The sequence below is a fragment of the Paraburkholderia sp. genome (assembly GCF_026225065.1).
GTDB lineage: Bacteria > Pseudomonadota > Gammaproteobacteria > Burkholderiales > Burkholderiaceae > Paraburkholderia.
Genome location: NZ_JAMFSB010000091.1, coordinates 1 through 10687, shown reverse-complemented (window position 1 = coordinate 10687; position 10687 = coordinate 1). Strand labels below are relative to the sequence as shown.

The window sequence follows — 10687 nt, the reverse complement described above, 5'->3', positions numbered from 1 at the left end:
TTCGTGAAGGGCAAGCTGACGCTGCCGGGCGGCACGCGTGAAGCGATCAAGGCCATGCCTGCGTTCCAGTACGCGCACGTGGCTTCGGTGCCGGTGGCGCGTGCCGAGTATTCGGATCATCACTGAGCCGGTGTCGGCTCCGGCTCCCAGCCACCGCCCAGCGCGAGGAACAGGTTGGCCTGATCGACCGCCACCTGTCCCTCCGCTGCCGCGACCTGGGCGCGGGTCGAGGTGAGCGTGCGTGTTGCATCGAGATCCGAAATAAACGACTCGCGGCCGCCAACATACAGGCGATGCGTTTCACCAGCTGACTGCGTAGCGGACTTGAGTGCCGCACGTAAGGCATCGGCGCGGGTGTAGTCGGCCACATAGGTGGCGAGATTCGTTTCCGTTTCGCGCAGTGCATTAAGTACCACGCCGTCGAAATGCGCGAGCGCCGCCGTGCTAGCATCCTCCGCTACGCGCACGCGGCCACGCGCGCCGTTGGTTGGAAAAGTCCAACTGATCAGGGGTCCGAATCTCCAGTAGTCGGTTTGCGACGTCACGAGATCTTCTGCAAGGCCAACCGTCCCAGTCGAGGCGCCGAAACTCACGGTGGGATACAGCGCGCCAGTGGCGACGCCGATCCGCGCTGTCGAAGCCGCGAGCTGGCGCTCGGCTTCGCGCACGTCTGGGCGGCGCTTGAGCAAAGCGGCACCGTCGCCGACCGGCAACGCCTGCTTGATCTGCGGCACTGTGTTGCACGCGAGGACGGCAGGCGGCAGATCGGAGGGTGACCGTGCGAGCAGCATCGCGAGCTGATACTGGGCGATCTTGCGGCGCGCGGTGTAGCGCGGAATATCCGCCGCCAGTGACTCGACCTGAGTCTGTCCGCTCGTCACATCCGGTTGATTACCACGGCCGGCGTCGCGCAGACGCCGCGAAACGTCCACGCGCTGCTTCTGTAGCGCCAGCGATTGCTGCGCGATGGCCAGTTCTTCGGCCGCCGAGCAGTTTTCGATGTATGCACGCACCACTTCAGCCACCACGGTGATCCGCGCGAGGTCGCCGGCTGCCCGGGTCGCTTCGCTCTCGGCATTCGCTGCTTCCACACCGCGGCGCAGTTTGCCGAACAGATCGAATTCATACGAGACACGAATGCCCAGGTCGCCTTCGTTTGAGACCGGGATCTTGCTGAAGATCAGGTATTGCTGCCCGGACTCCTGCGCCCGTGCGAATGCGGCCTCCGCACCGCCGGAGAAGCCGCCTTGCGCCTCGGCAACGCCGAGCGCTTCCTGAGAACGCGCCAGATTCGCGGCGGCGACGCGTAGATCCGTGTTCGATTTCAACGCGTCGCTCACGAGCTGTTCGAGAACCGGGTCGTCGTACAGATGCCACCAGTCGGATGGCACCGGTTGTTGCGAGACGTGCTGACCGTCGACGTCGGGCAGCGCCGCGTCGGCGAACGGCGCGTTGATGACCGCGGCCTTTGGCAGCGAATAGTTCGGACCGACGGTGCAGGCGCATAAGGCTAACGCGAGCGGCACCAGTGCCGCCAGCGGTGCCAGCGGCAGAGCGGGGAGGGTACGCAACGGCTTCATCGCGCGGCGCTCGCTGCGGATGGTGCAGTCGCTGCCGAGGCGGGCGGAACTGCAGCCGGCTGCGCCGGAGACGGCGGTGTCGAAGCCGGCTGTGAGGTGGCCGGCACACCCGAAGCAGTCCTATGGTCCACCGCGCCCTGCGAACCTATCGACGGCGCGAGTCCGCGCACGGACACGGTCGCGGTGCGTCCGGCGATCATGCGGAAGTCCTTCGGCACATCGTCGAGCGCGACGCGCACGGGGATGCGTTGCGCGAGGCGCACCCAGCTAAAGGCCGGGTTCACGTTCGGCAGCAGGTTTGCCCCTTCGCCGCGGTCGCGGTCTTCGATCGCGGACACGATACTGGCGACGTGGCCGCGCAGCACACCCGGCTCACCCATGATCTTGATATCGACGGCCTGGCCGATATCGATGCCGCTCAGCTTGGTCTCCTCGAAGTAACCGTCCACGCGGAACGAATGCATGTCCACCACCGACAGCACCGCCCGGCCTGCCGACGCGAATTCGCCAGTGCGCGGCGCGCGGTCGTTCAGATAGCCATCCACCGGACTGACGATGTGAGTGCGTTGCAGATTCAGACGCGCGGTATCGACCGCGACCAGCGCATCGTTGAGCGCCGCCTCGTCCGTTTCGACACGCGAGCGGCTTTCTTCCGCCACTTCGCGCGCGACGAGGTCACCCAATTGACGATTGCGGACGTCTTCGCGACGGGCCTGATCGAGTGTCGCGCGCCGCTGTTGCGCCGTGGCCAGCGCTTGCTGCAGCGCGAGCGTGTAACGCGCCTGATCGATCACGAACAGCGTTTGCCCCTGCCTGACCTGCTGATTGTCGACGACGTTGACCTCGGTGATCAGACCGGACACGTCGGGCGCCACCTGGATGATGTCGGCGCGGATGCGGCCGTCGCGTGTCCATGGCGAGAACATGTAGTAGTTGATCATCTTCCACAACACGAGGCCCGCGATCACGACGACGATCAGGGTCAGCAGGATCTGACCAATGGAGAACCAGGTTTTTTTCACGTTATGAACCGGTGCGAGACGAGGACGACAAGACCCAGCAGCAGCACATAGATGCCGAGATCGAAAATGGAACGGTGCCACACAAGGCGATAAAAACCGGTGCGCTCGAGCGCCGTGCGAATCAGGAGGCCGAGCACATAAGCGACGAACATCAGCACCAGCACGGCCGGCACGAACACGCCGAAGACATCGACTTCGCCGATCATGATTCGTTATCCTGAGGTGAGGTCAGTGGTCGCATCATGTGGCAGGTTCCTGGTTAGGCGCGGCAGGTGGAACAAGCGAAGCGATCGTGGCCGGAAACAGCGACAGGCGCAGGCCGACCAGCGCATGCTGCGCATCGCGCAACTGCCGTGTATAGAGGGCCGTGCTGTTCGCTGTATTGACGAGCCCCAGGGTGCCGACCCGTGCGAGCGCCGAGTCGATGGCGGACATCAGGCTCTCGGGCACCGGCTGGCGTTTGCGGCGCGCGACACAGGTTTCGAAGTGACCGCGAATGCCGTCGAGCACGTGATCGATCGCAGCGGACGTCTCGCTGCCGAGCTTCAGACGCAGGCGGCGCAGGTCGACCGCATTAAAGGCAATGCGCAAATCGCGGAAGCTCTCGATGGACGGATGGCGGTTGTCGTCAGTCGCGGCGAGACGCGGGATCAGCTGCATCAGGCGGTCCAGCATGCGCGCCGCCAGATTGCGTTGATCTTCAATGGGCCTGGTCGAGGCGCTCAACACCACGTCGGCCCAGCTCGAGCGCATCAGTCGGGAGGCCGCAAGCTCGGCGCCGAACGGCCGCGTCACGCGGGTCCACAGGTAAGCGTACAGCAGCCCCGCCAGACCCGCGAGGTTGCTGTTCACGAAGATAAAAAAGTCGGCATCGTAGGCATCCTGAATGCTGATGAAGGTCGCGGTATTGACGGCCACCAGCATGGTCGCGAGATTGAACTGCGGACGCGGGATCAGCGTGCCGACGAGGATGAACGGACCCGCAAACAGGATCACGAGCATTGGGAAATCGTGCACGTTCGGCAGCACAACGAACAGATAAAGTCCCGCCAGCACGACACTGGCCGAGGTCGCCGTGAAGAACTTGAACACCTGCGGCGCGGGCTCGTCGAGCGCCGCAAAAAAGCAGCATGCAATGGCGGCGAGCGTGATCGCGCCGGCGCCGTCGTTCCAGCCGGAACTGATCCACAGCACGCAGCCAAGGACGATCGCGCCGACCGCCGAGCCGGTGGAGAACAGCATCATGCCGCGGTCGAAATAGCGCTCTGTTCCGCCCACCCGCCAGTGCCGGAAGCGTGGCTGCCAGGTGCCGTCCTCCTCCACGACGATGCGCCGCAGCGTACGGCAGTCCTGCCAGATGTCGATGACCTGCTTGAGACGCCACAAGGCGTTCGAGAGGACCGCGCCTTCCCAGGTGGCGAGCGTCGCAGGCGGCGGCTGCAACGCGGCGATGCGCTCGCGCAGGACGTCGGCTTCGAGATCGGGCCGCTCATCCTGGTTCGCCGGGCGCAGCGGCGTGTTGAACCATTTGACGACATCGGCGAGCAGCGGCTCGAGTCTGGCGGGAGGCGTCCGGTGGTCGCCGAGCAAGGCTGTCAGAGGATCGGCCAGCGACGACATGATAGGCAGCAGCAGTTGCATGCGACCGCGCAAGTCTTGAGCACGGCTTAGCACGTCGGGCCGGGTGTGATCGTAGGCGAGCTGGCTGAGCAGCAGTTCGAGGCTATTGACGGTGGCGGCGAGGCGCTGGCGGCAGGCCGAGATCGAGGCGCCCGCAATGCGCCCCGACAGCGTTTCGGTGGCGTAGACGACGGCGTCGCGGAACCACCCTTCGGTGCGCTCGATGATGGTCGGCGCGAGGCGGTTCGGCAGAATGACGCCCCCCACGACGGCGGCGCATACGATGCCGAGCAGGATCTCCTCGGTGCGGGTGACGGCGAGGTCGAAGACGGCAGTGGGATTGAAGACCGCCGGCAACGCGATCAGCGGCATGGTGTAGCCCGCCAGCAAGAAGACGTAGCTACGTGCGGTGCGGTCCGAGATCGCGAGGTACAGCAGCGTACCGGTCCAGAGGGCGACGATCACGCTGAACAGGTACGGGGATTCGACGAACGGCGGCACGAACAGCACCGCTGCCGACGCTCCGAGGGCAGTGCCGAGCGCCCGGTAGAGCGCCTTCGAACGGGTCGCGCCCACAAACGGGTTGGAGACGATGTAGACCGTCGCCATGGCCCAGTAGGGCCGCGGCAACTGAAAGGCGAGCCCGAGGTAGAGGGCGAGCATGGCTGCCGCAAAGGTCTTGACCGAAAACAGCCAGTCGCGCAGTGAGGGGTAGACCATGGCTTGTTATGCGGTGGCGCGCCGGATGGAGGTGCATGAAGCTTGCATGATAAATGAGTCTATGGCGATCGTGCGACATTGCGGCCAATGGAAGTCACGTTGCTTCATATGCATCGAAGAATTCGTTTGTTTTCGTTCCTGCTCGCTTCTCTTATCGTTCACCCCGGTCATTAAAACAACACCCTCGACTAGGGAAATTACTCGATGAAGATGAAGAAGCGCCTTTCCTTCCTGGCTGTGCCTGCCGGCCTGCTCCTGTCCGCCGGTGCGCATGCGCAAAGCAGCGTCACGCTGTACGGCATCATCGACACGGGCATAGCCTATGTGCATAACGCCCAAAGCAGCAACGGCCAGAACCAGTCCACGCTGATCAAGTTCGCGAGCGGCAATATCTCCGGCAGCCGCTGGGGCCTTAAAGGCACCGAGGATCTGGGTGGCGGCCTGGCGGCGATCTTCCAGCTGGAGAATGGCTTTAACGTCGGCACCGGCGCGCTGGGCCAGGGCGGCCGGGAGTTCGGCCGCAAGGCGGTGGTGGGCCTGACCGGCAATGGGTGGGGCACCGTCACTTTGGGACGGCAATATGACCCGATCGTCGATCTGGTCCAGGGTCTGACTGAGGACAACTACTTCGGCGGCGTGTTCGGCACGCCGGGCGACCTCGACAACTACGACAACAGCCTGCGCGTCAACAACTCGGTCAAGTACGTCAGCCCGATTTTTTCGGGCTTCCAGGTCGAGGCGCTGTACGGCCTGGGTGGCGTGGCCGGTGCGAACGGCAGCGGCCGGACGTATAGCTTCGGCGGGGCCTATGCCAACGGGCCGCTGTCGCTCGGCGCTGGCTATTTCTACGCCAATGGCGGCAACACCGCGACGGCGGGCTTGCGCACCTGGACCAGCAGTTCGGACAGCCTGTTCAATACGGTCATCAACTCTGGCTTTGCCAGCGCCAAATCGATCCAGATTGCCAAGGTGGGCGGTCAATACGTGATCGGCCCGGTGACCGCCGGCTTGACGTACTCGAACACCCAGTACGGCAGCGATGCTTTTTCCTCCTTCCGCGATACCGCGAAGTTCAACAACGGCTCGGTGTTCTTCAACTACCAGTTCACGCCTGCGGTCCGGGCCGGGGTGGGTTACAACTACACGTCCTTGACGGGGCCGGCGTCTGCCCACTATAACCAGGTCAACCTGGGCGCCGACTATGCCGTGTCGAAGCGCACCGATCTGTATGCGCTGTTCGGTTATCAGAAGGCGAGCGGTAACACCTTGAACTCGAGCGGCACCGTGGTGAGCGCGGATGCGTCGATCGGCGATTTTGGTGTGAACTCGGGCGCCAACTCGCAGGACGTGGCGGTGGTGGGGATTCGCCACAGGTTCTGATTGGGAGGAACCCTAACCGAACTGGATCGGGCTGGGCTTACAGCAAGCAAGGGCTTACGGTGCGAACCGTAGGCCCTTTTTCGATGATGCTTCATGCCTGATGCATGGCTGGACGCGACTCGCAGGGGCGCACGCGGTTCGCTCGCAGCGCGGTGTAGACCCCTTGAAGGGTCGCAGACTACACTCTCATGCGGCGAACAAGACGGCACGCTATCCATCCATGTTGTATGGCTCGAAACGCGCATAGGCATTTAACAATGAGCGACAAGACTGCCCAATCCATCTGGCAACGCTGTATCCAGCTTCCGGGCCTGAACTCGCGCTTCATGCGCTCCTATGCTCTTCTGCTCGTCATGGCGAGTGTGCCCTTGCAGACATGGGCGCAGCAGGCGGCGGCGCCGTCGCAAGCGACCGCGAACGCATCGTCTGACGAAACGGCGCTATTGCCAGGTCTCGTTCGTGAGCCCATCGCGTTGCAGATCACCTTGCCGGACGGCGCGAAGCCCCACCTCGAAGCCTTGGTAGTGCGCCCGGACCGCGCTGGGCGCTGGCCGCTCGTGCTGATGACGCCGGGCACACCGCGCGTCGCTGCGACGGGTGTTGGAGACCGTGCGCCGGAACTGCTGCTGAACGCGGCGGTGGCGTTTGCGCAACGGGGCTACGCTGCCGTGATCGTCTTGCGTCGCGGCTTTGGGCACTCGGACGGTCCGTATGCCGAGAGCGGAGGTCCGTGCCGCAACCCGGACTATCTTTCGCCGGGCAACGCGTCGGCCGACGACCTGTTGGGCGCGCTCGACTCGTTGCGTGCGCAACCTTGGGTAGATGGTCAGCGCGTGCTGTTGCTCGGCAAATCGACCGGCGGTCTTGCCGTGCTCGCGGCATCGGCGCGCAATCCCCAAGGCGTGGTTGGGGTGCTCGATTTCGCCGGCGGCCGTGGTTCGAACCGCCCGGACTCCGTGTGCCGGCCGGATCAACTGATTGCGGCGGTCGAGCAGTACGGTTCGACGGCGAAGATTCCGAGCCAGTGGGTGTGGTCGGAGAACGATCACTATTTCAACCCTGATCTCGCGCGGCAGATGCTTAGCGCGTACACCTCGCACGGCGTTTCGGCGCAGCTTGCGGTGTTGCCGCCATTTGGCGATGACGGTCACGAACTGCTCTACGATGCGCCCGCCGAAACCTGGTGGCCGACGGTGGAACCGTTCCTGAAGACGTTGAATCTGCCGACCCAGATCGTCGTGCAGTTGCCTGCACCCGCTGCATTGCCGCAACCGGCGGGTCTGAATGAGGGTTGCCAGGAACGGTTCGCGCTGTATGGCGCCTCGCGTAACGAAGGCAAGGCATTTGTGATTGCCGCAGGCGGCCATTGCTCGAATACCCTGATCGAGCGTACGCCGCAGGAAGCCGCCGAGCATGCGTTGGCGTATTGCGGTTCGAGGTGGTCGGAGTGCAAGGTTTATGCGCTGGGGCAGCGAGTGGTGCAGTAGGGCGGGCCGCGCGACTGTGCTGGGTGTGGGCCTCGCGCCTGTCTGGCCTGTCCGCCGCACGTCCCCCTCATGCTACGATGCCTTGCAAAGCTCGACGGAGAGATCGATATGAATCCGGAGACCGTAGCCAGGTTCGACCACGAATTCGCCCCCCGCATTGCCGCGACCATCGCCGCCTTGTTCGACACGGGCGTGCACGCGGAAGTGTTGCCGTATCACGGCCACGGCCATCCGACCAGCGTCAGGGTGTGGGCCGAACCGATCGAAGTGGTGCGGCCCTATCCGCACAAGCTCAATCTGCATCTGACCTGGGACAGCGACGAAATCGAGTGTCTGATGGGAGAGGGCGGCGAGGCGCGCTTCGCCAGTTATCTGAATGCCATTCCACGCAAGCTCGATGCGTGGCATAACGCGCGCGAGGTCGATTTCCGCTCGCATACTCAGGCCGAGCCCGAGATATTGATCGGCGGTCTGGATTTCGAGTCCTGACGCCGGCGCTGTGAAGCAGCCGGCGCCGTACCCGCCGAATCTGTCGGGATCAGAGGGCAGGTCTCGCCCTCTCGGACCGCTTAGAACCGATTCCCGTCCGTGGCGATGCTGCCCGGCGCGAACGACACGCCGCGCAGCACTTCACCGAAGCCCGCACTACGCAGCGTCACGAACTTCTCCCTGGCGGCGCCGGCGGCGGTCGCATTCTTCAGCACGTCGCGCGTAACCACTAGGCGGTTCGGATCCGCACCGATATCGCCATCGCCGCTGACCGTCGACGTAATCGCCCAGATCGTCACCGTGCCGTCGTCTTCGACGCGGCCCGTCAGGGTGCGCAGGCCATCAGTAGCAGGCGCCCACGGCAGGCCCGTGGCCGAATTCGATCCGCTCGGATAGCCCGGTACTGTGTACTCCATACCAAGATTCAGACCGGCTTGAAGCGTATAAGCCAGCGTCCACTTTTTCGCCGAGGCGTTGTAGATCCACTTCTGCAGCCCTGCTCCCGTTTGTGCGGCGGCGTGCGTGAACAGATCGGTGCCACCGGTGTAGCCATCGCCTTCATCCGCGACGTACAGCGTCGTGGCGTTGGCGAACCACATGCCGAACGGGAAGGCGGGCGTCGTCAGGTCCTTGGTGAGTGTCGTGGGGAAGCCGGCCAGGATGCACATATTGCTGGGCAGACCGCTCGCTTGCAGCGTCGCGGCATCATAGGCGAGTGGCGTGGTGGGCAGCTTCGCGTTGGCCGCCGGCACGCCGGTGCCATACGGGCAGGCTTTACCTGTGGTGTCGAGGAAGTACACCGTGTTCACACCGTTGCTGCCGCTGCCCTTCGTGTAATACAGCACGTTGTTGTAGATCGTGATGCCGCGGAAGTTGTCGTCCTTGCCGATCTTGTCGGCCTTGGCGCCGAGTTCGGTGACGGAGAAGCTGCCGAGCGGCGTGGGTGTGCCCGGGTTTTGCTGCGCCTCAGACTGGTTCGACGCGTCCACGAACTGCGCGCCAGTGCCGATGATCACGCCGTCGGGCTGCGGATTCGAGCCGTTGCCAGCATTGCCGGTAGCATAGAAGAAGTCGTGGCCGTTACTGTCGTTCAGAATGGCGGCGCGTCCGTTGTCGCCGCTAAAGGCATTCGTTTCGGTGAAGCGAAAATTGCCCAGACCGTCCACGCGTGCAATCCCGCGAAACACGTTCTGCCCATCCGGATTGGTCGGATCGACTTCACCAGGTGTATTCGCGTTCGAGGCATCGATCGCGTTCACGGGCGCAACGTAGCCGACAAAGCTCAGATAGCGGCCGTCCGTGGACAGATGCAACGCCAGTTCGGATTTCGAACTAAAGCTCGTGACCAGTTGGCCGTTCGAATCGCGCTGGGGATGCAGACTGTTGGGGACTTCGAGTGAGCTGACGATTTCGCCCGAGGGCGTCAATTGATCGAGATAGATTCGCGACGTGATGCCGAAGTTCGCATCGGACAGCACGTTGTTCCAGACGTACGGATAGGTGCCGTCGACCGTGGCGCCGGTGCTGCAGCCACCCGTCGTGTTGGCGCAGTTCGGCGGCAGAATCGTGCCCACCTGCACATTGCTCGACAGATCGTCGTAAACACTGCGGCTTACTACCAGCAAGCCTGGAAAGAACGGGGTTTGACCGCCTGAAGGAAATTGCTGCGCAAATGCACTTGCGCTTGCGGCGATCAGTGTGAGCGCTACCAGTGGGCTTCGCGCTTTGAGAACAGAACGGGACTTGAAGCGGGAAAGAACGCCGGTGAGCAGGCGTGAGCGGGCAGCGGTTTGCATCTGTAGTCTCCGTACGGCATTGGGGGAATATTAGTGACGGACCTGCAGGACAACCGCGCTACCGTAGCAGCGCTTTGTGAACGATTATTGACGTAGCGCTTTCAGATTCGTTAGGCAGTCACTCCCAATCGGAAGAAACTGACGCTTTCTACGAGGCCAGACGCCTTGTTCTGCACTGCATCGGCCGCCGCGGCGGCCTGCTCGACGAGTGCCGCGTTGCTTTGCGTGACCTGATCCATCTGGTTCACGGCGTCGTTCACCTCGGCAATGCCGGTGGCCTGATCGACCGTAGCGGTTGCAATGGCTTCGACAATGCGCGTGACGCTACCCGCGCTTTCCACCACGCCATCCATCGTATCGCTCGCGCGGTGGATCAGTTGCGTGCCGACTTCGATGGTCGACACCGAGTCGCGGATCAGCTCCTTGATCTCGCGCGCGGCATCCGCCGAGCGCTGCGCGAGACTACGCACTTCGCTTGCGACGACTGCGAAGCCGCGTCCCTGGCTGCCCGCGCGAGCCGCTTCGACTGCTGCGTTGAGCGCGAGGATATTGGTCTGCGCTGCAATGGCTTCGACCACGCCGGTAATGTCGAC

9 protein-coding genes are annotated in these 10687 nt (G+C 63.6%); 3 read left to right on the top strand and 6 right to left on the bottom strand.

Annotated features, from left to right (window positions below):
- Positions 1-119 precede the first annotated feature (119 nt).
- From M0954_RS07030 to M0954_RS07015, 4 genes are read right to left on the bottom strand one after another with little or no spacing between them, the layout of a single operon-like run.
- Complete coding sequence (locus tag M0954_RS07030; protein ID WP_122151836.1) at positions 120-1580, bottom strand: efflux transporter outer membrane subunit; 1461 nt, start codon at positions 1578-1580, stop codon at positions 120-122.
- Entirely contained in the window at positions 1577-2602 is a 1026-nt protein-coding gene (locus M0954_RS07025) for an HlyD family secretion protein (RefSeq protein ID WP_122151835.1), read from the bottom strand. Before M0954_RS07025 ends, M0954_RS07030 begins: the two co-directional genes overlap by 4 nt.
- Entirely contained in the window at positions 2599-2808 is a 210-nt protein-coding gene (locus tag M0954_RS07020) for a DUF1656 domain-containing protein (protein WP_122151834.1), read from the bottom strand. Before M0954_RS07020 ends, M0954_RS07025 begins: the two co-directional genes overlap by 4 nt.
- A 34-nt stretch (positions 2809-2842) precedes the next feature.
- The gene (locus M0954_RS07015; RefSeq protein WP_297352327.1) at positions 2843-4942 is read right to left on the bottom strand and encodes an FUSC family protein; all 2100 of its coding nucleotides are present in this window, start codon (positions 4940-4942) and stop codon (positions 2843-2845) included.
- Between the two features lie 204 nt (positions 4943-5146).
- Between M0954_RS07015 and M0954_RS07010 the strand changes: the two genes are divergently transcribed.
- The 3 genes from M0954_RS07010 to M0954_RS07000 all read left to right on the top strand — a co-directional run bounded on the left by M0954_RS07010 (position 5147) and on the right by M0954_RS07000 (position 8298).
- A complete protein-coding gene (locus tag M0954_RS07010) occupies positions 5147-6322 on the top strand; it encodes a porin (RefSeq protein ID WP_297352326.1) in 1176 nt (391 codons plus the stop codon).
- Between the two features lie 257 nt (positions 6323-6579).
- A complete protein-coding gene (locus M0954_RS07005; RefSeq protein WP_297352324.1) occupies positions 6580-7809 on the top strand; it encodes a CocE/NonD family hydrolase in 1230 nt (409 codons plus the stop codon).
- A gap of 108 nt (positions 7810-7917) precedes the next feature.
- Positions 7918-8298, top strand: coding sequence for a DUF5594 family protein (locus tag M0954_RS07000; protein ID WP_297352322.1), 381 nt, complete (start codon positions 7918-7920; stop codon positions 8296-8298).
- 80 nt (positions 8299-8378) lie between these two features.
- Here M0954_RS07000 and M0954_RS06995 read toward each other — a convergent pair whose 3' ends face one another.
- The gene (locus M0954_RS06995; RefSeq protein WP_297352321.1) at positions 8379-10094 is read right to left on the bottom strand and encodes a hypothetical protein; all 1716 of its coding nucleotides are present in this window, start codon (positions 10092-10094) and stop codon (positions 8379-8381) included.
- 110 nt (positions 10095-10204) lie between these two features.
- On the bottom strand, positions 10205-10687 hold a 483-nt coding region (locus M0954_RS06990), incomplete at its 5' end, for a methyl-accepting chemotaxis protein (RefSeq protein WP_297352319.1).

Coding starts and splice junctions, on each gene's coding strand:
- M0954_RS07030 (WP_122151836.1), bottom strand. CDS start 1,580: ATGAAGCCGTTGCGTACCCTCCCCGCTCTGCCGCTGGCACCGCTGGCG.
- M0954_RS07020 (WP_122151834.1), bottom strand. CDS start 2,808: ATGATCGGCGAAGTCGATGTCTTCGGCGTGTTCGTGCCGGCCGTGCTG.
- M0954_RS07015 (WP_297352327.1), bottom strand. CDS start 4,942: ATGGTCTACCCCTCACTGCGCGACTGGCTGTTTTCGGTCAAGACCTTT.
- M0954_RS07010 (WP_297352326.1), top strand. CDS start 5,147: ATGAAGATGAAGAAGCGCCTTTCCTTCCTGGCTGTGCCTGCCGGCCTG.
- M0954_RS07005 (WP_297352324.1), top strand. CDS start 6,580: ATGAGCGACAAGACTGCCCAATCCATCTGGCAACGCTGTATCCAGCTT.
- M0954_RS07000 (WP_297352322.1), top strand. CDS start 7,918: ATGAATCCGGAGACCGTAGCCAGGTTCGACCACGAATTCGCCCCCCGC.
- M0954_RS06995 (WP_297352321.1), bottom strand. CDS start 10,094: ATGCAAACCGCTGCCCGCTCACGCCTGCTCACCGGCGTTCTTTCCCGC.